This window comes from Streptomyces sp. NPDC049597 (genome assembly GCF_040675505.1).
GTDB lineage: Bacteria > Actinomycetota > Actinomycetes > Streptomycetales > Streptomycetaceae > Streptomyces.
Window position 1 is genome coordinate 88535 of the sequence record NZ_JBFAOY010000017.1, and the last position, 21168, is coordinate 109702.

The 21168-nt window shown below is 72.3% G+C and carries 23 protein-coding genes; 11 read left to right on the top strand and 12 right to left on the bottom strand.

Translation table 11 applies throughout. The features are described from left to right. Positions 1-7 precede the first annotated feature (7 nt). Together AB0K02_RS20485 and hutH are read left to right on the top strand one after the other, a co-directional pair. Positions 8-1180, top strand: a complete 1173-nt coding sequence (locus AB0K02_RS20485) for a diguanylate cyclase (protein ID WP_365993878.1) — start codon at positions 8-10, stop codon at positions 1178-1180. Between the two features lie 72 nt (positions 1181-1252). After that, positions 1253-2794 carry a histidine ammonia-lyase gene (hutH, locus tag AB0K02_RS20490; RefSeq protein ID WP_365993934.1) on the top strand — a complete coding sequence of 514 codons (1542 nt, stop codon included), beginning with the start codon at positions 1253-1255 and terminating at the stop codon, positions 2792-2794. A gap of 66 nt (positions 2795-2860) precedes the next feature. Here the strand turns inward: hutH and AB0K02_RS20495 are convergent, their stop codons facing one another. Further along, entirely contained in the window at positions 2861-3148 is a 288-nt protein-coding gene (locus tag AB0K02_RS20495; RefSeq protein ID WP_365993879.1) for an LAETG motif-containing sortase-dependent surface protein, read from the bottom strand. Positions 3149-3256: 108 nt separating this feature from the next. On the opposite strand from AB0K02_RS20495, the gene AB0K02_RS20500 reads away from it, so the two are divergent. The 3 genes from AB0K02_RS20500 (at position 3257) to AB0K02_RS20510 (ending at position 6648) form a co-directional block, all read left to right on the top strand. After that, positions 3257-3655, top strand: coding sequence for a hypothetical protein (locus tag AB0K02_RS20500; protein WP_365993880.1), 399 nt, complete (start codon positions 3257-3259; stop codon positions 3653-3655). A 348-nt stretch (positions 3656-4003) separates the two neighbouring features. Beyond that, positions 4004-5275 carry an Ig-like domain-containing protein gene (locus AB0K02_RS20505; protein ID WP_365993882.1) on the top strand — a complete coding sequence of 424 codons (1272 nt, stop codon included), beginning with the start codon at positions 4004-4006 and terminating at the stop codon, positions 5273-5275. Between the two features lie 374 nt (positions 5276-5649). Then, complete coding sequence (locus AB0K02_RS20510) at positions 5650-6648, top strand: GNAT family N-acetyltransferase (protein WP_365993883.1); 999 nt, start codon at positions 5650-5652, stop codon at positions 6646-6648. A gap of 6 nt (positions 6649-6654) precedes the next feature. Here AB0K02_RS20510 and AB0K02_RS20515 read toward each other — a convergent pair whose 3' ends face one another. Next, positions 6655-7518: a helix-turn-helix transcriptional regulator gene (locus tag AB0K02_RS20515; RefSeq protein ID WP_365993884.1), complete on the bottom strand. Its 864-nt coding sequence runs from the start codon at positions 7516-7518 to the stop codon at positions 6655-6657. 127 nt (positions 7519-7645) lie between these two features. Between AB0K02_RS20515 and AB0K02_RS20520 the strand changes: the two genes are divergently transcribed. Both AB0K02_RS20520 and AB0K02_RS20525 read left to right on the top strand, forming a co-directional pair. Beyond that, positions 7646-8698: an NAD(P)-dependent alcohol dehydrogenase gene (locus tag AB0K02_RS20520; RefSeq protein ID WP_365993885.1), complete on the top strand. Its 1053-nt coding sequence runs from the start codon at positions 7646-7648 to the stop codon at positions 8696-8698. 104 nt (positions 8699-8802) lie between these two features. Then, a complete protein-coding gene (locus AB0K02_RS20525) occupies positions 8803-9153 on the top strand; it encodes a DUF1330 domain-containing protein (RefSeq protein WP_365993886.1) in 351 nt (116 codons plus the stop codon). Between the two features lie 88 nt (positions 9154-9241). Here AB0K02_RS20525 and AB0K02_RS20530 read toward each other — a convergent pair whose 3' ends face one another. From AB0K02_RS20530 to AB0K02_RS20550, 5 genes are all read right to left on the bottom strand, one after another. Continuing rightward, on the bottom strand, positions 9242-9622 hold the full coding sequence (locus AB0K02_RS20530; RefSeq protein ID WP_365993887.1) for a VOC family protein: 381 nt from the start codon (positions 9620-9622) through the stop codon (positions 9242-9244). Positions 9623-9683: 61 nt separating this feature from the next. Continuing rightward, complete coding sequence (locus tag AB0K02_RS20535) at positions 9684-11273, bottom strand: hypothetical protein (protein WP_365993935.1); 1590 nt, start codon at positions 11271-11273, stop codon at positions 9684-9686. A 152-nt stretch (positions 11274-11425) separates the two neighbouring features. After that, positions 11426-12274, bottom strand: a complete 849-nt coding sequence (locus tag AB0K02_RS20540; protein WP_365993888.1) for an endonuclease/exonuclease/phosphatase family protein — start codon at positions 12272-12274, stop codon at positions 11426-11428. 85 nt (positions 12275-12359) lie between these two features. After that, positions 12360-13022 carry a peptide-methionine (S)-S-oxide reductase MsrA gene (gene msrA / locus AB0K02_RS20545; RefSeq protein ID WP_365993889.1) on the bottom strand — a complete coding sequence of 221 codons (663 nt, stop codon included), beginning with the start codon at positions 13020-13022 and terminating at the stop codon, positions 12360-12362. A 91-nt stretch (positions 13023-13113) separates the two neighbouring features. Next, complete coding sequence (locus tag AB0K02_RS20550; RefSeq protein WP_365993890.1) at positions 13114-14217, bottom strand: hypothetical protein; 1104 nt, start codon at positions 14215-14217, stop codon at positions 13114-13116. Between the two features lie 86 nt (positions 14218-14303). Here AB0K02_RS20550 and AB0K02_RS20555 point away from each other — a divergent pair, with 86 nt between their 5' ends. Continuing rightward, complete coding sequence (locus tag AB0K02_RS20555; protein WP_365993891.1) at positions 14304-15458, top strand: cystathionine gamma-synthase; 1155 nt, start codon at positions 14304-14306, stop codon at positions 15456-15458. Between the two features lie 71 nt (positions 15459-15529). Here the strand turns inward: AB0K02_RS20555 and AB0K02_RS20560 are convergent, their stop codons facing one another. The 4 genes from AB0K02_RS20560 to AB0K02_RS20575 form a co-directional block, all read right to left on the bottom strand. After that, the gene (locus AB0K02_RS20560) at positions 15530-15721 is read right to left on the bottom strand and encodes a DUF1059 domain-containing protein (protein ID WP_307713756.1); all 192 of its coding nucleotides are present in this window, start codon (positions 15719-15721) and stop codon (positions 15530-15532) included. 116 nt (positions 15722-15837) lie between these two features. Continuing rightward, complete coding sequence (locus tag AB0K02_RS20565) at positions 15838-16089, bottom strand: hypothetical protein (RefSeq protein ID WP_365993892.1); 252 nt, start codon at positions 16087-16089, stop codon at positions 15838-15840. After that, positions 16086-16559, bottom strand: a complete 474-nt coding sequence (locus AB0K02_RS20570) for a sigma factor-like helix-turn-helix DNA-binding protein (RefSeq protein ID WP_365993893.1) — start codon at positions 16557-16559, stop codon at positions 16086-16088. The genes AB0K02_RS20565 and AB0K02_RS20570 overlap by 4 nt, the downstream gene beginning before the upstream one ends. A 68-nt stretch (positions 16560-16627) precedes the next feature. Beyond that, positions 16628-17140, bottom strand: coding sequence for a MarR family transcriptional regulator (locus AB0K02_RS20575; protein WP_365993894.1), 513 nt, complete (start codon positions 17138-17140; stop codon positions 16628-16630). Positions 17141-17294: 154 nt separating this feature from the next. Here AB0K02_RS20575 and ilvA point away from each other — a divergent pair, with 154 nt between their 5' ends. From ilvA to AB0K02_RS20590, 3 genes are all read left to right on the top strand, one after another. Beyond that, positions 17295-18524: a threonine ammonia-lyase gene (gene ilvA / locus AB0K02_RS20580; RefSeq protein WP_365993895.1), complete on the top strand. Its 1230-nt coding sequence runs from the start codon at positions 17295-17297 to the stop codon at positions 18522-18524. 195 nt (positions 18525-18719) lie between these two features. Further along, positions 18720-19742 (top strand): ATP-binding cassette domain-containing protein, encoded by a 1023-nt coding sequence (locus tag AB0K02_RS20585; RefSeq protein WP_365993896.1) that lies wholly within the window; start codon positions 18720-18722, stop codon positions 19740-19742. After that, positions 19739-20590 carry an ABC transporter permease gene (locus AB0K02_RS20590; protein ID WP_365993897.1) on the top strand — a complete coding sequence of 284 codons (852 nt, stop codon included), beginning with the start codon at positions 19739-19741 and terminating at the stop codon, positions 20588-20590. Before AB0K02_RS20585 ends, AB0K02_RS20590 begins: the two co-directional genes overlap by 4 nt. A 78-nt stretch (positions 20591-20668) precedes the next feature. Here AB0K02_RS20590 and greA read toward each other — a convergent pair whose 3' ends face one another. After that, positions 20669-21166, bottom strand: a complete 498-nt coding sequence (gene greA / locus AB0K02_RS20595; protein WP_365993898.1) for a transcription elongation factor GreA — start codon at positions 21164-21166, stop codon at positions 20669-20671. Positions 21167-21168: the final 2 nt, after the last annotated feature.

Sequence of the window (21168 nt, forward strand, 5' to 3'; positions counted from 1 at the left end):
TGGGGAGATGGCTGAGGATCGGCGATTGCGGGCCGTGGTGGCACTGGCGCAGGCGATGGCGGCCGCCCACACGCCGCGCGAGTCCTGGCGGGCGGCGGCCCTGGGCGGCTGCGTCGCGCTGGACGGCGCCTTCGCCGCGCTCTCGGTGTGGGAGCGCGAGCGGGGCCGGCTCAAGGTGCTGGTCAACGCCGGGCAACGGGCGGAGGGGGAGGAGGAGTTCCCCGAGTCGGAGACGTACCCGGTGAACCGTTTTCCCGAGATCACCGAGTTCCTGCACGAGCAGTGGGCCGGTGGCGGCGAGCCGGACGCCTGGGTCGAGACGGCGGACGGGCCGGCCACCGACGGGCACGGCTACTGCCACCAGAGGGTCGCCGCGCTGCGCAGGCGCAGGCGCGGCTGCTGCGTCGTGGCCCCGATCGTGCTGCACGGCCGGGCCTGGGGCGAGTTGTACGTGGCGCGGCCGCTCGGCGCCCCCGTCTTCGACCGGGAGGACGCCGACTTCGCCACCGTGCTCGCCTCGGTCGTGGCCGCGGGCATCGCGCAGACCGAGCGGCTGGAGGAGGTGCGCAGGCTCGCGTACACGGACCCGCTGACCGGCCTCGCCAACCGCCGGGCCGTGGACACCCGCCTCGACGAGGCGCTGGAGCAGCACCGCAGGGACGAGTCGGTGGTGAGCCTCGTGGTGTGCGACCTCAACGGTCTCAAGCAGGTCAACGACACACTCGGGCACGCGGTCGGCGACCGTCTGCTGGAGCGCTTCGGCTCGGTGCTCTCACGGTGCGGCGCGATGCTGCCGGGCGCCCTCGCGGCGCGCCTGGGCGGTGACGAGTTCTGTCTGGTCAGCGTGGGCCCCTCGGCCGACGAGGTGATCAAGGCGGCGGACGAACTGTGCGTGAGGGCCGGCGAGTTGGAGCTCGGGGCGGGGGTCGCGTGCGGGGTCGCGTCCACCGGCGACCCGATCGGACAGGTCCACTCGGGCCGGCGGCTGTTCCGGCTGGCGGACGCCGCCCAGTACCGGGCGAAAGCGGCCCGGTCGCCCCGGCCCGTGGTCGCCGGCCGCGACGACGCCGTCATGCGGCTCGCCGACAGCCCGCCGCGCTCCGCGCAGGACCGCCGCCGCTTCCGCGACGCACGCCCGGAGGAGGACGCCGACGCGCAGGAGCCGTGGAGCGAGCCGTGAGGCGGTGAGGGGCGGGTCCCGAGCCGACTGGTGACAGGTTGGGATTCAGTCCGTACGCTGCTGAATATGGATATGCACACTGTCGTGGTGGGGACGTCCGGTACCACCGCCGAAGACGTCATCGCCGTGGCCCGCGACGGCGCCCGCGTCGAGCTCTCCGCCGAAGCCCGCACCGCCCTCGCCGAGGCCCGTTCCATCGTGGACGCCCTGGCCGCCAAGCCCGAGCCCGTCTACGGGGTCTCCACCGGATTCGGCGCCCTCGCCACCCGGCACATCAGCCCCGAGCTCCGTGCCCAGCTCCAGCGCAACATCGTCCGCTCGCACGCCGCCGGCATGGGCCCGCGCGTCGAGCGCGAGGTCGTGCGCGCGTTGATGTTCCTGCGGCTCAAGACCGTGTGCTCCGGGTACACCGGCGTACGCCCCGAGGTCGCGCAGACCATGGCCGACGTGCTCAACGCGGGCATCACGCCCGTCGTCCACGAGTACGGCTCGCTCGGCTGCTCCGGTGACCTCGCTCCGCTGTCCCACTGCGCGCTCGCTCTCATGGGCGAAGGCGACGCGGAGGGCCCCGACGGCACCGTGCGGCCCGCGGGCGAGCTGCTCGCCGAGCACGGCATCGAGCCCGTCGAGCTGCGCGAGAAGGAGGGCCTCGCCCTCCTCAACGGCACCGACGGCATGCTCGGCATGCTGATCATGGCCCTCGCCGACCTCGACCGCCTCTACAAGTCCGCCGACATCACCGCCGCGCTGACCCTGGAGGCGCTGCTCGGCACGGAGAAGGTCCTCGCGCCCGAGCTGCACACCGTCCGCCCGCACCCCGGCCAGGGCGCCGCCGCGGCCAACATGCTCGCCGTCCTCAAGGGCTCGGGCCTCACCGGCCACTTCCAGGAGGAGGAAGCGCCCCGAGTCCAGGACGCGTACTCGGTGCGCTGCGCCCCGCAGGTCGCCGGCGCCGGCCGCGACACCATGGCGCACGCCCGCCTGGTCGCCGAGCGCGAGCTCGCCTCCGCCGTCGACAACCCGATCGTGCTCCGCGACGGCAGGGTGGAGTCCAACGGCAACTTCCACGGTGCGCCCGTCGCCTACGTCCTGGACTTCCTCGCCGTCGCCGCCGCCGACCTCGGCTCGATCTCCGAGCGCCGCACCGACCGGCTCCTGGACAAGAACCGCTCGCACGGCCTGCCGCCGTTCCTCGCCGACGACGCCGGCGTCGACTCGGGCCTGATGATCGCCCAGTACACGCAGGCCGCCCTGGTCAGCGAGATGAAGCGGCTCGCCGTCCCGGCGTCCGCCGACTCCATCCCGTCCTCCGCCATGCAGGAGGACCACGTCTCCATGGGCTGGTCCGCCGCCCGCAAGCTGCGCACCGCCGTCGGCAACCTGGCGCGCGTCATCGCCGTCGAGCTGTACGCGGCGACCCGCGCCATCGAGCTGCGCCGCCACCTGACCCCCGCCCCCGCTTCGCAGGCCGCCATCGCCGCCCTGCGCGCGGCCGGTGTCGAGGGACCGGGCCCCGACCGCTTCCTCGCCCCCGACCTGGACGCAGCGGAGGCGTTCGTACGGGAGGGGAGGCTCGTCGCGGCCGTGGAGCCGGTGACCGGCCCGCTGGCCTGACGCCCGAGTGGAAGGGCCGCCCCGCCGGCGACGGCGGAGCGGCCCTTCCGGCGCGTCGGGTGGGCGTCAGACGGCGTACTCGCCGCTCCGGCGCACGGAGTACGCCACGAAACCGGCGCCGACCACGAGGAAGGCCGTCCCGCCGATCACATACGGGGTGGTGTCCACGCTGCCGGTCTCCGCGAGCCGCAGCTCCTGTCCGCCGGACGTCCGCGCGTCGGCGGCCGAGCCGGTGGCGGCCTGCTGCGCGCCCGCTCTCTCGGCAGTGGCGTTCGCCGAGGGGACGAACCACAGCGCACACAGCAGAGTCCCTGCGGCAGTGGCGGTCAGCAGCGGTCGACGTGCGACGGACACGGACTCGATCCCCCTTGAGGCATCCTGGAATTGGCCGGGTGACCTGATGCTAGTGAAAGCAGCGGGTCGCGGGAAACCCGGGCGGCCGGGCACCCTACGCTCCGCTCCATGACGACTTCTGAGACATCACGGTTTGTGCGGCTGCGTGTGGAACTGGTGCTGGAGATCGAGGACTCCGAGGCCCTGACCGGCGCGGCACTGGAGCGCATCGACGCCGACGAGTTCATGCCGGACGAGGAGCGGACCCGCGCGCAGTCCGCCGTGCGCGAGGACGAGGCGGAGGCCCTCGCGTACCTCGTCGACCCCTTCGACCTGGTCGCCGAGGTGCCCGGGGTGGAGCTGGCGCAGGCGTCCTGGAGCAGCGAGCAGGTCGACTACGACCCCGAGGCGCAGGAGTGGGACCTCGACGACGACCTCGACGGCCTCCGTGACGAGGACGACGAGGACGACGAGGACGACGAGGACGACGAGTACGACGACGCGGACGTGGACGAGCGGAGGCCGTAGCGCGCCGGGCCGGGACGGGAGGCGTGTGCCGGGGCGGGGCCGGCGAGAGGGATGATGGGAGGGGGGAACGGACGCCCGCCGTGGCACGCGTGGCGGCCGGCCCTCCGCGAGACGGCACGCATCGGGTCCCGGTCCGCCGGGCAGGCGCACCGGGGCCCGGAAATTTTCCGCACCGAATCTGTGGGACCCGTGCAACCGTCGGGACGGGAGCAGCGTCGATCACATCGGTGAGGTGGGTGCCGGGGGTCACGCCGCCAGGCAGTGGTGTTTCCCACATCCTTGCGGATGGGGAACCGGATGCCCCGAGATGGGGGTTTCCATGGAAGAGGGTCAGGGGAATCGGCAACGATGGAGAAGCGTGTGATGACGGACAGCAAGCGGCGCAGGGGTCTGATGGCCGCATCCGCGGTGCTCGGCGGCGTGCTGGTGCTTTCCGCATGCAATGACGGGGGCGGGGACAAGGAAGCCGGCAGCGCCGAGAGCTCGAAGGCGTCACAGGCCCAGGTCGACGAGGCGGCGGCCAAGGAGGTCTCCAAGGCCCGAATAGCGATCTCGCCGAAGAACGGCTCGACCAACGCCAGCATCAACAACGCCGCCAAGGTCACCGTCACCGACGGCACTCTGACCGAGGTCACCATGACCACGGCGGACGGCACGGCCGTCGCGGGCACCCTCTCCGCCGACGGCAAGAGCTGGAAGCCGGACGGCCAGCTGCAGCGCTCCACCACGTACAAGATCGCCGCGACGGCCAAGGACGACGCGGGCCTGGAGGCCCACGAGAACGCGTCCTTCACCACCGTCTCGCCGGCGAACAGCTTCATCGGGAACTTCACGCCCGAGGACGGCTCCACCGTCGGCGTCGGCATGCCGGTCTCGATCAACTTCAACAAGCCGATCACCGACCGCAAGGCCGTCCAGTCCGGCATCACCGTCACGTCCAGCAGCGGCCAGGAGGTCGTCGGGCACTGGTTCAACAGCCAGCGTCTGGACTTCCGCCCCGAGCAGTACTGGGCCGAGGGCTCGACCGTCACCATGAAGCTCGCGCTGGACGGCGTCGAGGGCTCCGAAGGCGTCTTCGGCGTCCAGCAGAAGACGGTCTCCTTCACGATCGGCCGCAACCAGGTCTCCACCGTCGACGCGAGCACCAAGACCATGACGGTCACGCAGGACGGCAAGACGGTCAAGACCATCCCGATCTCCGCCGGCTCTCCGGAGAACCCCACGTACAACGGTCAGATGGTGATCTCCGAGAAGTTCAAGGAGACCCGGATGAACGGTGCCACCGTCGGCTTCACCGACGACGACGGCAAGGGCGAGTACGACATCAAGGACGTCCCGCACGCCATGCGGCTGTCCACGTCGGGCACGTTCATCCACGGCAACTACTGGGGCGCCGACTCCGTCTTCGGCAACGCCAACACCAGCCACGGCTGTGTCGGCCTCAACGACGTCAAGGGCGCGAACGACCCCAAGCAGCCGGCTGCCTGGTTCTACAACAACTCGCTCATCGGCGACGTCGTGATCGTGAAGAACTCCAAGGACACCACCATCAAGCCGGACAACGGCCTGAACGGCTGGAACATGGACTGGGCGCAGTGGAAGGCCGGCTCCGCCGTCTGATCCGCACCCCGTACACGACCACGCACGACCACGAAGCGGCGGCACCCGGAGTCGGGGCCGCCGCTTCCGCGTGCGGCTCCCGTCCGAGCCCGCCCGGGGCCGGTTCCGGGCCCGGAGTCCGCCTGAGCTGCGTCCGGGCCCGGGGCCGCGCCCGGGCCCCGAATCCGCCCGAGGCCACGTCCGGGCCCCCGAATCCGCTCCGGGGCCGCGCCCGGGCCCGAGTCCGCCCGAGGCCACGTCCGGGCCCCCGAATCCGCCCGGGGCCACGAGCCCGGGGCGTCCGCCCAGGGCCGCGTCCGGGCCCCGAAGCCGTCCCCGGACCGGCGGCGGAAATTCGCCTGCGGCCGCCCGCAGCGACCCGTAGCGTCCACCGGATGACCGTCCTACGCCTGCCCGCCGCCCCCGCCGACCGCGCCGTCGACGCCTGGCACGAGGTCGTCCGTGCCGCTCACGCGCACGACCTGCCCGCCACCGTGCCCCCGCCCGGCCGGGCCGAGAGCGCGGGCAAGCTACGCCACACCGGGCCCGGCACCCGTGCCGTCCACCTCGCCGCCGTCGCCGCCGACGGCTCGTACGACGGCGTGGCCACGCTCGTGCTCTTCGACGAGGACGTCAACCGGCACACCGCCTTCCTCGACCTCCTCGCCGTGCACCCGCGCGCCAGGAACCGGGGCACCGGCGCCGCGCTGTGGCAGGCCGCCCGCGCGGAACTCGCCGGGGACGGGCGGGCCTCCGTGTCCACCGTCGTCGAACACGGCGGCCGGGGCGAGACGTTCGCCCGCGGCCTCGGCTTCGAGAACGTGCTCCCGCTCGGCTGGTACGTACAGAACGTCCCCGACGCCCTCGCCGCCCGCCCCGCGCAGCCCGTCCTGCCCGACGGATACGCCTACGCGCACTGGACCGGTGTGGTGCCCGACCGGCTGGCCGACGCCTTCGCCGAGGCCCACGACTCCATGCGGGACGCGCCCACCGGCGACATGGACCAGGCCCCGCGCGCCTGGAACGCGGCACGCGTGCGCGCCGCTGCCCAGGTGGTGGAGGACCGCGGCGGCGTCATCCTGTCCTCGGCGGTCCTCCATGGGGCGCACGGAGCGGAGACCGTCGCCGCCTACACCGAGCTCGTCCTGCGCGATCCCTCGGCCACCAGAGCGCTCCAGTACGACACCGTCGTCGTCCCCGCCCACCGCGGGCGCGGCCTCGGGACAGCCGTGAAGCACCACATGATGGGCGCCGTCGCCGCGGCGTGCCCCGGCGTGCGGGAGATCGGCACCACCGTCGCCGACGACAACGGCCCGATGCTGGCCGTCAACGAACGCCTCGGCTACCGGCGCGAGCGGACGGCCGGCTACTTCCAGGCCACGCTCCGGGAGTGACCCCGCTCAGCGCGCGTCCGCGTCCACCACCTCGTCCACGCCCCAGCCGGACAGCAGCCGCAGCGACTCCTCCGAGCGGCTGCCCGGCTCGGCGTGGTACGTGAGCAGGGAGAGGTCGTGGTCGTCGGGGAACCTCAGCGTCTCGTACGCCACCGTCAGCTCGCCCACCAGCGGATGGTGCAGGCGCTTGATGCCGTGGCCCTTGTCCTGCACCGTGTGCGCCGCCCACAGTGAACGGAACTCCTCGCTCTTGACGGATAGTTCGCCCACCAGCGCCGACAGCTGCGGATCGTCCGGATAGCAGCCCGCGCACAGCCGCAGCACGCTCACCACCTCGACCGCCTTGCACTCCCACTCGGCGTACAGCGAGCGGGCGTTCGGGTCGAGGAAGACCAACCGGGCCATGTTGCGCTCCTCCGGCGCCATGGCCGCGAAGTCGCCGAGCAGCGCGCGGGCCATCCGGTTCCACCCCAGGATGTCCAGCCGCCGCCCGAGGAACAGCGCGGGCACCGTCTCCATCGCGTCGATCAGCTGCTGGAGCTGGGGCCGCAGCTTCTGCGGCCGGGCCGCGGCCGCCCGCTTCTTCTTGGCCTTCGGCTTCGCCAGGTGGGTCAGATGCGCGTGCTCCGTCTCCGTCAGGCGCAGCGCACGAGCGATGGAGCCCAGCACCTCCGTGGACACGTTCTGCCCGTTGCCCTGCTCCAGACGCGTGTAGTACGCGACGGACACCCCGGCCAGCTGCGCCAGCTCCTCGCGGCGCAGTCCCGGCACCCGCCGGTGACGTCCGAAATCGGGCAGCCCGACGTCCCCCGGCTTCAGCCTGGCCCGCCGGGACCGGAGGAATTCGCTGAGTTCGGCACGCTGGTCCATACGGCAAGTATTCCGGCTCGCGCGACGGTGCGGTCCGATCGTCCTGACCCTGCCAGTGGTAGGCACAGCGGACGTAGGCACAACAGGGGGCTGGGTGGCCGCCTCGGGACCGGACAGGCTTGGGGCCATGACCACGAACGTTTCCTCTGTCCCTGCATACGCCGCTCCCGCAGCGGGCGCGCCGCTGGAGCGCACGACCGTCCCCCGCCGCGCCGTCGGTGAGCACGACGTCCTGATCGACATCAAGTACGCGGGCATCTGCCACTCCGACATCCACCAGGCCCGTGACGGCTGGGGCAAGGGCATCTACCCGATGGTCCCGGGCCACGAGATCGCCGGCGTGGTCACCGAGGTCGGGCCCGGCGTCACGAGGTTCGCGGTGGGCGACCGCGTCGGCGTCGGCTGCTTCGTCGACTCCTGCCGCGAGTGCGAGTACTGCCGGCAGGGTCTGGAGCAGTACTGCACCGGGGGCGGGACCGCCACGTACAACGCGCTCGACAAGAACGGGGAGCCCACCTACGGCGGCTACTCCACGCACATCGTCGTCGACGAGAACTACACCGTCCGCATTCCCGAGGGCCTGTCCCTCGACCAGGCCGCGCCGCTGCTCTGCGCCGGGATCACGCTGTACTCGCCACTGCGCCACTGGAACGCCGGCCCCGGCAAGAAGGTCGCCGTCGTCGGCCTCGGCGGCCTGGGCCACATGGGCGTCAAGATCGCGCACGCGCTCGGCGCCGAGGTGACCGTGCTGTCCCAGACGCTGCGCAAGAAGGACGACGGCCTCGCGCTGGGCGCCGACCACTACTACGCCACCAGCGACGAGGCGACGTTCGAGGCGCTGGCCGGCACCTTCGACCTGATCGTGTCGACCGTGTCCGCGCCGCTGCCGTTCGACAAGTACCTGGGCCTGCTGAAGACCGACGGCGCCCTCGTCAACGTCGGTGCGCCCGAGGAGCCGGTCTCCCTCAACCTGTTCTCCGTGATCGGCGGCCGCAAGACGCTCGCGGGCTCCATGATCGGCGGCATCCGCGAGACGCAGGAGATGCTCGACTTCTGCGCCGAGCACGGCTTCGGGGCCGAGATCGAGCTGATCCGGGCCGACCAGATCAACGAGGCGTACGAGCGGGTGCTCGCGAGCGACGTCCGCTACCGCTTCGTGATCGACGCGGCGACGATCTGAGGCACGCGCGCGGCTGCCCGGCGGTTACCTCACGGTAATCGCCGGGCGCCGCCGTTCCCGGCAGGATCGAGGCACCGCAACGGCCCCGATCCCGGGAGGACACCATGACCGCGTACGCCGTCGGCCACCTGTACCCCGCCGCCCGCCTCGACGGGGAGGTGTTCGCCGACATGGAGCGCATCCAGTCGACCCTCGCCCCCTTCGGCGGCCGCTTCCTCGTCCACGGCGCCACCGTCGAGGTCCTCGAGGGCAGCTGGCCGGGCGGGCTCGTCGTCGTCGGTTTCCCCGGCATCGACGAGGCGCGCGCCTGGTACGCGTCAGCCGCCTACCAGGAGCTGATACCGCTGCGCACCCGCCACATGGCGGGCGACGTCGTCCTCGTCGACGGGGTCGCCCCCGGCTACGACGCCGCGGCGACCGCGGCTCGGCTGCGCGCCGCGCAGTCCGCGGCGTGACGCGCAGCCTCCGGCGGGCCCGGCCCGGCCACGCGCCCAACGGCCCGGCCCGGCCTGTCACGGCGACCGCAGGACGAGCCCGCACCCGCTAGGGCTGCTCCGGCACGTGGCAGACCGCCTCCACGTTGTTGCCGTCCGGGTCGCGGACGAACGCCCCGTAGTACGCCGGGTGGTACTCGGGCCACACCCGCGGCTCGTGCAGCACCTCGGCGCCCGCGTCCACCGCCGCCGCGAAGAAGGCCCGCACGGCGGCGCGGTCGGGCGCGGAGAACGCGAGGTGTCCCTCGCGCGCCTGCCCGCCCGTCGTCACCGGGCCGATCCAGAACGTCGGGAACGAGGTCCCGTACCCGATCACCCTGCCCTCGCCACGCTCGAACAGCCGCTTCCCGCCGAGCGGTGCGAGGACCCGGTCGTAGAACGCGGCACTCGCCGCGGGGTCCGCCACCTGGACCGCGATGTGGTCGATCATTCCACGAGCGTGACACACGCCACTGACAGTCCCCGCCCCACCGGGCTCAGCCGCACCGGACTCAGTCGCACGAGCCGTCCGCCGAACGGTCCAGCCGGTACGCCGAGTCCAGCCGGTAGTCACCGGCGTGCGGCACGGTCAGACGCGTCCACGCGCCGTCCGGCCGGACACACGCCCCCTTCGCCCGCAGCCACGGCGAGTACGCCACCCGCACCGTCACCGTCCCCGCGCGCGGCATCCTGACCACCAGCTGCGCGTCGTCGCCGCCCACCACGCTCGCCGGGGCAGCGGCCAGCGGCACCGCGTCCCGCACGCGGTAGACCGTCCAGTGGGCGTCCCGCCACACCCGCTCCAGCCACGCCGGTTCGCCGCGCACGATCGCCGCCTCGGCCTCCGCGGGTCCGTCGGGCTTGCCGTGGTGCAGGACCACCAGGCCCACCGCCCATCGGTCCAGCCAGGCGCGGTACGTCGCGGGGGACAGCGACCCGTCGTAGAACAGCCGCCCGCGCTCCACGTCCAGCTGACGGTTCCAGCCGCGCGCCATGTTCACGTGCGGCGCGAGCGCGGTCGCCTCGCGGTGGTTGCGGGCGGGCACCACCTCGACCCGGGTGCGGTCGGCGCCCAGCCGCTCCAGCTCGGCGACGACACCGTCGGTGTGCGCCGCCCACGCCGGCACGTCGTTGGAGACGACGAGGTCGTCCTCCGTCTTGTCCGCCAGCCAGTACGCGTCGAACACCAGCGCGGCGGCGAGCAGCGTGCGCAGGATCCGCGCCACACCGCCCGCGAGCACCGCCGCCATCAGCACGGGCGGACCGGCGAGGCCCAGCAGCCGCTCCACGTTCGTACCGATCGGTGAGGCGATCAGATACGTGAGCACGACCCCCACGCCGTAGATCCCGGCGCCGTACCGCACCACCCGCCACTCGCGCGGCGCCGCGACGGCCGTCACCGCGGACAGCACCACCGGCAGCCACACCTTGCCCGCGGCCATGGGCTGTTCGCCCTCGAACGGGAACAGCAGCGTCACCGCGCCCACCACCGCCACCGGCGGCAGCACGAGCACCGCCGCGCTGCGCCACCGCCGGTCCAGCCCGTACGCCACCCCCACGACCACGAGGAACAGCCCGGCCACCGGGCTCGCCGCGGTCGCCAGCGCCGCGCACACCGCGGCGAGTGCCGCGCGGCGCACGTACAGCACGGCCGCGAGACCGATCGTGACCCCCACGGCGAACGTCGTACGGCCCGACGCGATGTTGCACCACAGCGCGAGCGCTCCCGCGAGCGCCGGCCACGGCGGATGCCGCACGCCGCGCCGCACCAACAGCAGCGCAAGCAGCCACGTCGCCGCCAGCCCGGCGGCGACCGACACCGTGCGCACACCGAGGAGCGCCATCAACGGCGGCGTCAGCAGGCTGTAGTTCGCGGTGTGCGTGCCGCCGTACCAGGACAGGTTGTACGCGGAGCCCGGGTGCCGCTCGAAGAACCCGGCCCAGGCGAACTGCGCCGCCAGGTCGCCACCGCCGGTCGCGAGCACGAGGGCCCACAGCGCGTACAGCGGCACGACGGCGCCCGTCACGACCAGCGGGACACGCCACCACGCCGCCGCCCCCCGCGCTCCGGCGGCCGGCCCCGTGACGACTCGCTCACTGATCCCCACGGCGGAACCCTAACGGCCCGGGCCCCCGGGCCCGGGCCGCGTCGAGCCCAACCCGGGCTGTTCACCGAGGACATGGGCGGCAAGCCGTGCGCCCCGGCTGAGTGACCGCGGGACGATCTCCGGTGCCGGCTCCCGGTCGTGCCCTGTCAGCTGCCCCGCGATGTGTCCACGTCGGTGTGCAGCAGGTGGTGGTCCGAGTACGAGGTGGGATGCACACCGTGCCCGAGCGGGACGAGGTCTCGCAGGAAGACGTAGTCGAACTTGCTGTGCCAGTCAGTGGTGGGCTCGCAGGTGCCCGTGGGCGAGGGACGGCAATGGGGGTCCGCATCCGCGGCCAGTGCCCACATCCCGGTGAGTTCGGGGGCGTTCGGCACGGCGTTGAAGTCGCCGAGAACGATCGCCCGGTCGTGCCGGGCGACCTCTGCGGCGAGCACGCCGACCTGGTCGGCTCGGACCGCTTCCTGACGCCGTTGGGCGAGGTGCGTGTTGAAGACTCTGACGGGTCGGTCGCCCACCGTGGTGGTCACTGCCATGTACCCACGGTCCTCGGATCCGCCGTCGGGGTATTCCACGTTCACGCGGTCCGTCATCGGGGCCGCCGAGAGGATCGCCTGGCCGTACGCCCCCGGACTCCACGGCCATCCCCCGCAGCGGCCCCGGTTGCGGAGAACCGTCCCGTACTCGACCCGGTAGACCAGCCCGTAGCGGCTCTCCAGACGGTCCCGGATGCTCTCGACGTCACGCACGCACGCTTCCTGCAGACCGATGACCTGGGGCGCGTACGTGGCGATCTCCGCTGCCCGGCCGGCATTGCTCCCCTCGCAGGGGTTGCAGATGTTCCACGTCATGACCCGGTTCGGCACGACATCCCTGACGGCTCCCACGGGCAGCGGCCCGGCCAGGAAGGCATCGCTCGGTGCGCTGGGGCCGATGAGCACCATGCACGCGACGGTCATGGCGCCCGCGAGCAGCCATGTGCCCCTTCCGCGCACCATCGCCTCCCTCAAGGTCGATGCAGACGGCATCCGACGTCTCAGGAACGAGGTTATGGGACGGGGTTGCCAGGGCGACCCGGCGACGTCAGCCTTCGGCCTTGGCGACACCGATCGGGCAGGAGACGCCCGTCCCGCCGATGCCGCAGTAGCCGCCCGGGTTCTTGTCGAGGTACTGCTGGTGGTACGCCTCGGCCGGATAGAACGGGCGGCCCTCCGCCGGGAGCAGTTCCGTGGTGATCGTGCCGTAGCCCGAGCCCGTCAGGACCTTCTGGTAGGACTCGCGCGACGCCTTGGCCGCCAACTCCTGGGCCGGGGAGTGGGTGTAGATCGCCGAGCGGTACTGCGTGCCCACGTCGTTGCCCTGGCGGAAGCCCTGGGTCGGGTCGTGGGACTCCCAGAACAGCTTCAGCAGTTGCTCGTACGACACGACCGCGGGGTCGAAGACGACGCGGACCGCCTCCGTGTGGCCGGTCAGGCCCGAGCAGGCCTCTTCGTACGTCGGGTTGGGGGTGTGGCCGCCCTGATAGCCGACGAGGGTCGTCCACACGCCCTTCGTCTGCCAGAACTTCCGCTCAGCGCCCCAGAAACAGCCCAGGGCGAAGTCGGCGACCTCCAGGCCCTCGGGGTAGGGGCCCAGCAGCGGGTTGCCGAGGACCGTGTGGCGGTCGGGCACGGTGAAGGACGGCTCGGGGCGGCCCTTGAGGGCCTCCTCCGGGGTGGGCAGCACGGGCGTACGGCCGAAGAGCATGGCGGTTCTCCTTCACTGTGACGGCACCGGGACAACGTCCCGGCGCCCCCGGGAATTCCGGACGGCCGCCCCGTGCGGGCGGCACGCCGGGTCAGTGCGGAAGCGTCGCCGGGCTGCCGCCGTTCGCCTCGTAGCCCGCCACCGCGAGAGCGCGGTAGACCGCGTACTCGGCCGCCGGGTCGCTGCTGTGCGTCCACGGCAGCGCGCCCACGTGGCCGTCCACGTGGACCAGCTGGTTCATCGCCTCGGCCCAGCGCTCGGAGCGGACCAGGAACATCACGAGCAGATGGCGCACGTGCGCGAGCATCGGGTCGTCGGGGCGGGCCGAGTGGACCGCGTACAGGGCGCCTTCCACCGCCTTGGTGACCACCGCGCTCTGGTAGAAGCCGCTGACCAGGTTGAGCTCGGGCAGGTGCTCGTACACCGCGAACAGCGGCAGGGCCGCGAGCAGCGAGCCCTGCGGCGCGCGGGCCGCAGCGGTCGTCGCGAAGTGGTCGGCCTCCTCGCGGGAGCCGTGCCACTTCTCGCACAGGTAGTGGAGGGCGGCGAGGTGGGCGCCCATGTGGTTGGGCGCCCGGTCGATGACCTTCGCCCACAGCTGGTCGAACTGCTCCTGGGAGTCGCCGAGCCCGCGCGCGACGGCCAGTTCGGTGATGTACGGGACCGGGTCTCCGGGCGCCAGGAGCGCGGCCTCGGCGCACACGGACCTGGCCTCCTCCAGGATGATCCGGAAGTCGTCCGTGCCGGCGGCCGACGACCGCCACGCCTGCTGGACGAGGAACTCGGCGTGCACCTGGGCGCCGCCCGCGTCCTTCGGAGACTGGGCGCGCCAGGCGCGCAGCCACGCGCCCCCGGTGCCGGGCTGCTGCTGGAGCTCGAGCGACGCGGCGCCGGCGAAGGCCTGGACGCGCTGCCAGCGCACCTCGCCCTCCTTCGGCGTGCCGGCGAGCAGCTGGGCGGCGGCACGCCAGTCCTGGGTGCGCTGGACGACGTCGAGCACGTCGAGGAGGTCCTGGTCCGGTCCGGGCAGGCGCACGTCCAGCTCCTCCTGACGCAGGAAGCCGTAGTTGTCCGGGTCGGCGGCGTCCGGCGAGCCGGGGCGGGCGAGCCGGATGCCCGTGCTGCGGCGCCTGAGGACGGGGCCGATGACTGCGGCCAGCATGCACATCGCGATCAGGAACCAGAGAATCTCCATGGCTCCATTGTCCTTGACGGGCACCGCGTCCACAGCGGGCAGGTCCGCGCCGCGAACCGCCTCGCGCGGGACTACGCTCGGGGCTCATGAGCGACGACCACACCTTGCACAGCTTCGAGACCCGCGCCATCCATGCGGGCAACACCGCCGACCCGCTGACCGGCGCCGTCGTGCCGCCGATCTACCAGGTCTCCACCTACAAGCAGGACGGCGTGGGCGGGCTGCGGGGCGGTTACGAGTACAGCCGCAGCGCCAACCCGACCCGGACCGCCCTGGAGGAGAACCTGGCCGCCGTCGAGGGCGGCCGGCGCGGTCTGGCCTTCGCGTCCGGGCTCGCGGCGGAGGACTGCCTGCTGCGTACGCTGCTGAAGCCCGGTGCCCACGTGGTGATCCCTAACGACGCGTACGGCGGCACGTTCCGGCTGTTCGCCAAGGTGGTCGAGCGGTGGGGCGTGGACTTCTCCGTGGCGGACACCTCGGACCCGGCGGCGGTGCGCGCGGCGGTCAACGACCGTACGCAGCTGATCTGGGTCGAGACCCCGTCGAACCCGCTCCTCGGCATCACGGACATCGCGGCGGTCGCGGAGGTGGCGCGCTCGGCGGGCGCGAAGCTCGTCGTCGACAACACGTTCGCGAGCCCCTACCTCCAACAGCCGATCTCCCTCGGCGCCGACGTCGTCGTGCACTCGCTGACCAAGTACATGGGCGGTCACTCGGACGTCGTGGGCGGTGCGCTGATCGCGGCCGACGCGGAGCTGGGCGAGGAGCTGGCGTACCACCAGAACGCGATGGGAGCGGTGGCCGGCCCGTTCGACGCGTGGCTGGTGCTGCGGGGCATCAAGACGCTCCCCGTGCGCATGGACCGCCACAGCGAGAACGCGACCCGCGTCGCGGAGATGCTGACCAAGCACCCGAAGGTCACCTCGGTGCTCTACCCGGGCCTGCCGGAGCACCCGGGACACGAGGTGGCGGCGAAGCAGATGAAGGCGTTCGGCGGCATGGTGTCGTTCCGGGTCGCGGGCGGCGAGGCGGCCGCGGTCGAGGTCTGCAACCGCGCGAGGCTGTTCACGCTGGGCGAGTCGCTGGGCGGCGTCGAGTCGCTGATCGAGCACCCGGGGCGGATGACTCACGCGTCGGTGGTCGGTTCGGCGCTGGAGGTGCCGGGCGACCTGGTGCGGCTGTCGGTGGGCATCGAGGCGGCCGACGACCTGCTGGCGGACCTCAAGCAGGCGCTCGGCTGAGGGAGTTGACCCCCGCGGACGACGTCGGGCCCCGGCCGGGTACGGCCGGGGCCCGACGTGCGTGTGCCGGGTCAGGCAGTCACCTTCTCGTCCTCGAGGGAGTCACGGATCATCTGCCGCAGCTCGGGTCCGTCGGTGTGTTCGTGGACGGACACGGCGTGCTCGGCGGCCGCCCGTATGACTTCGTCCTCCTCGCCGGAGATGGTGAGGGTGCATCCGGAGACGCTCGGGCTCTTGCGGCAGTCGACGACTTTCCTGGTCATGAGGGGCCTCCTCGGCTTCTCTGGGTGCCGCTCGTTCTCAGGATAGATCCGGACGACCGGGCCGACCCGGCATGACGGACGGTCGCCCTCACCTCACCGTTGCGCATCGTCGCAGGTCAGAAGCCTTCGATCGGTGGTGTCGTCTCCGACGGCGGGACCACCCACGGCTGGTTCACCGTCGCCCAGACCACGAAGGCGACGGCCGCGGCGACGATCAGCAGCCAGGCCGTCCGGCGCAGTGCGCGCCGGCGGCGCAGCAGCCGTCCGCCGTGGGCCGTGGCGCGCACCCCGAGATCGGCGGGCACGGCGGGCAGGGGGCCCTCCATCATCCGGCGGACCTCGCCCTCCTTGCGGTCGGCGCCGCTCATGACGCCGCCCGCAGCCGGGCCGCCGGAGGCCGGGGCGGCGCACTGCGCATGACCGCGACGGCCCGCGTGCAGATGGCACGCACCCGGTCCGCGGGGATGCCGAGCAGCGCTGCGGTCTGCTCCTCGGCGACCCCTTCGTACAGCCGCAGCACCAGGATCAGGCGCTCCTGCGGGCTGAGCCGGGCGAGCACCCCGCCCCGCGAGCGGTGGTGACGCCAGGCGCCGCGCGCGAAGCGGGTGGCGAGCTCCTGGCGGGTGCGGTCGTACGGGTCCTCTCCGCGCAGCCGGTCCCAGTCGGCGTAGGTGCGGGCGAGCGCGGCGGTGAGCAGTTGCTGGGCGCAGGGGTTGGCGCCCGCGGGCTCGGCCGTGAGCAGGGTCGCGGCGTGCAGCAGCCGGCCGGCCGCGCCCGCCACGAAGGCGTCGAACTCCTGGGCACGGCGGCGGTCCCTGGCCGGATTCCGCTCGCTCACGTCCTCATATAGGGCCCAAGCCGCGTCCCCGGTCAAGGGGTCGGCGGGGGCCGTCGGCCCCGCCCTGGTCAGGAGGCCGGCGGTGTCTCCGCCTCCGCCGTGGGCAGCCCCGCCTGGCGGGCCGACAGGGCGGTGTTGAAGCGGGTGAGCAGCGTGCAGAACGACTCGCGCTCGCTCTCCGTCCAGCCTTCCGTGACCTGCCGCATCAGTTCGCGCCGTGAGGCACGTACCTCGTCGAGGCGGGCCTGGCCGCGGGGCGAGAGCTGCAGCACGACGGCGCGGCCGTCCTCCGGATGCGAGGTGCGCTTGACCAGGCCGGTGTCGACGAGCGGCGCCACCTGGCGGGTCACGGTCGACGAGTCGATCCCCATGCCCGCCGCGAGCGCCTTGACGCCCATGGGGCCTTCCTGGTCGAGGCGGTTGAGCAGCAGGTAGGCGGCGCGGTCCATGGAGTTGCGGACCTGGCCCACGCCACCGAGCCGGGTCTGTTCCGCGCGCCGGGCGAAAACGGCCACCTGGTGCTGGAGGGCATCGAGGAGGCCGGGAGCGAGATCTGTCGTCATGTCCTGTGAAGTGGGCATGGCAGTGGGGGGCTCTCTCGTGCGGTGGTCGGTTGGTGGGGGACAGAGTACGCGGCCGGGCCGTGGCGCGTACGGGCGCTGCACAATCCTGCGGCAGACCGCCCGGGATGCGGACGGCAACCCGGGGAGCGGGGCGAACTGCGAGACTTGTCGCATGAGCTTCCGCACGCCCGAGATCCTCCGTTCCGTCATCCTCGACGACATCCGCGGAGCCCGGAAGATGCTGTCCGGGGTGGCGCGGATGACGCCGATGGAGGGCAGCAGGCACCTGTCGCGGCTGGTGGGGGCGCCGGTCCACCTGAAGTGCGAGAACCTGCAGCGCACGGGGTCGTTCAAGCTGCGCGGCGCCTACGTGCGCATCGCCGGCCTGCGGCCGGAGGAGCGTGCGGCCGGAGTGGTCGCCGCGTCCGCGGGCAACCACGCGCAGGGTGTGGCGCTGGCGTCGTCGCTGCTCGGGGTGCGCTCCACCGTCTTCATGCCGGTCGGCGCCCCGCTTCCGAAGGTGGCCGCGACGCGGGAGTACGGCGCGGACGTGCGGCTGGTGGGGCACGTGGTCGACGAGACGCTGGCCGCGGCCGAGGGGTACGCGCGAGAGACGGGCGCGGTGTTCATCCACCCCTTCGACCACCCGGACATCGTGGCGGGCCAGGGCACGGTGGGGCTGGAGATCCTGGAGCAGTGCCCGGAGGTGCGGACGATCCTCGTGGGCGTCGGCGGCGGCGGTCTCGTGGCCGGCATCGCCGTGGCGGTGAAGGCGCTGCGGCCCGATGTGAAGGTGATCGGCGTGCAGGCGGAGGGTGCGGCGGCGTATCCGCCCTCGCTGGCGGCGGGGCGGCCGGTGTCGATCGAGGCTCCGGCGACGATGGCGGACGGGATCAAGGTCGGCCGGCCAGGGGACGTGCCGTTCAAAATCATTGGCGATCTTGTGGACGACGTCCGTACGGTCTCCGAGGACGAGCTCTCCAGCGCGCTGCTGCTCTGTCTGGAGCGGGCCAAGATGGTGGTCGAGCCGGCCGGGGCGAGCACGGTGGCGGCGCTGCTGAGCGATCCGACGTCGTTCGAGGGCCCGGTGGTGGCACTGCTGTCGGGGGGCAACGTGGATCCGCTGCTGATGCAGCGCATCCTGCGTCACGGCATGGCGGCGGCGGGGCGGTACCTGTCGCTGCGGCTGCGTCTGACGGACCGTCCGGGCGCGCTGGCCGGGCTGCTGGGGGCGCTGTCGGTGGCGGACGCCAATGTCCTCGACGTGAGTCATGTGCGGACCGATCCGCGGCTCGGGCTCACGGAGGTCGAGGTGGAACTGCACCTGGAGACGAAGGGGCCGGAGCATTGCGAGGAGGTCGCGGCGGCCCTGCGCGCGAAGGGTTACACCATTCTCGACTGAGACCCGCCGACCCGGCGGGCGCTCCGGCGGCCACCGCGCCGCATCCGTCCCCTTGTCATGTCTCGATTCGCTTGATGAGACGCGATGTATCGCGATACCGTGAACATGTGACCGTATCCACCTGGGTGGATGCGCGACTCCATGCATGTTTGCGTCCAGAAGTGACCCATTCCACCTGTTCCTTGGGAGACCCCCATGCCAGGCGCCATCCACGCCGAAGGTCTGGTGAAGACCTTCGGCGACGTCAGGGCACTCGACGGCGTCGATCTCGACGTCCCGGAAGGCACGGTCCTCGGACTTCTCGGCCCGAACGGCGCCGGCAAGACGACCACCGTGCGCGTGCTGACCACCCTCCTCCGGCCCGACAGCGGCTCCGCCGTGGTCGCCGGGATCGACGTCCTCAAGCACCCCAACGAGGTGCGCAGGTCCATCGGCCTGTCCGGCCAGTTCGCCGCCGTCGACGAGTACCTGACCGGCCGGGAGAACCTCCAGATGGTCGGCCGGCTCTACCAGATGAACGCGCGCGAGGCGAAGATCCGCGCGGGCGAGCTGCTGGACCGCTTCAACCTCGCCGAGGCCGCCGACCGTCCCGCCAAGACCTACTCCGGCGGCATGCGCAGGCGGCTCGACCTGGCCGCGGCACTGGTCGTCTCCCCGCCCGTGATGTTCATGGACGAGCCGACCACCGGTCTCGACCCCCGCAACCGCCAGCAGCTGTGGGAGGTCATCCAGGAGCTCGTCAGGGGCGGTACGACCCTGCTGCTCACGACGCAGTACCTGGAGGAGGCCGACCACCTCGCCGACACCATCTGCGTCGTCGACCACGGCAAGGTCATCGCCCGCGGCACCGCCGACCAGCTCAAGGCGCGCACCGGCGGCGAGCGCGTGGAGGTCGTCGTGCACGAGCCCGACGAGATCGGCCCAGCCCGCGAGGTCCTCGCCGGCTACGGCAAGGGGGAGGTCACGATCGCCGAGCACACCCGCAAGCTGACCGTCCCGGTCACCGGCGGCGCCAAGCTGCTGGCCGAGGTCATCCGCGACCTCGACTCCCGCGGCGTGGAGATCGACGACATCGGTCTGCGCCGCCCCACCCTCGACGACGTGTTCATCTCGCTGACCGGCCACGCGGCCGAGGTCGCCGACGAGACCGACGACGGGGAACAGGACGCCAGGCCCCAGACCCACGGTCGCAAGAACCGGAAGGAGAGCGCGAAGTGAGCACCTCAGTGGACGCCGCCACCGTCGTGGCCCCCCGGCCGCGCGGCGGCATCGGGCAGTCGGTCGGCGACTCGCTCGTCGTCGCCAAGCGGAACCTGATCCGCATGACCCGGATCCCGGAGATGATCATCTTCGGCATGATCCAGCCGGTCATGTTCGTGGTGCTGTTCAGCTACGTCTTCGGCGGCTCCATGCAGATCGGCCAGTCGACCTCCCCCGAGGTCTACCGCGAGTTCCTGATGGCCGGCATCTTCGCCCAGACCGTGACCTTCGCCACCGCGGGCGCGGGCGCGGGGATCGCCGACGACATGCACAAGGGCCTCATCGACCGGTTCCGCTCGCTGCCGATGGCCCGCGGCGCGGTCCTCACCGGCCGTACGCTCGCCGACCTCGTGCAGACCGCGCTGACCGTCGTCGTCCTCGTGGTCGTCGCGCTGCTCGTCGGCTGGCGGGCCCACGAGGGCATCGCCAAGGCCCTCGGCGCCTTCGCCCTGCTGCTGCTCCTCGGCTACGCGTTCTCGTGGATCGGCGCCCTGATCGGACTCTCGGTCCGCACGCCCGAGGCCGCCACCTCCGGGGGCCTGATCTGGCTCTTCCCGGTCACGTTCATCTCGAACGCCTTCGTGGACTCCAGCAAGCTCACCCCGTGGCTGCGGCACATCGCGGAGTGGAACCCCTTCAGCGCCACCGTCCAGGCCTGCCGCGAGCTCTTCGGCAACCCCGGCGCCTCGCCGTCGGACGCCTGGCCGATGCAGCACCCCGTGATCGCCTCGATCGTCTGGTCGCTCGTCATCATCGCGGTCTTCCGGACCCTCGCGGTGCGCAAGTACCGCTCGGCGACCGCCTGAGCGGCATCCTCCGGACAGCGGGAAGGGGCCGGACCGCGCCTGGCGCGGTGCCGGCCCCTTCGCCGTGCGATGCGGGGATCAGCCTGTGTACGGCTTGGCGTCCAGGATCTTGACCATGGCCTTCTTGCCGTTCGGCAGCTCGTACTCGGCCTCGTCGCCGACCTTCTTGCCGTTCACACCGACGCCCAGCGGCGACTGCGGCGAATAGGTCTCGATGTCCGAGCTCGCGTACTCCCGCGACGCCATGAGGAAGGTCAGGGTGTCGTCCTCGTCGCCGTCGAAGGCGATCGTGACGACCATGCCGGGCTCGACGATGCCGTCGTCCGCGGGGGCCTCGCCGACCTTCGCGTTGTCCAGGAGCTGGGTCAGCTGGCGCACACGGAGCTCCTGCTTGCCCTGCTCCTCCTTGGCCGCGTGGTACCCGCCGTTCTCCCGCAGGTCGCCCTCCTCACGGGCCGCCTCGATCTTCTTGGCGATCTCCGTGCGCGCGGGACCAGACAGGTACTCCAGCTCGGCCTTGAGCTGGTTGTACGCCTCCTGGGTGAGCCAGGTGACGTTGTCGCTGGTCTGGGTCACAG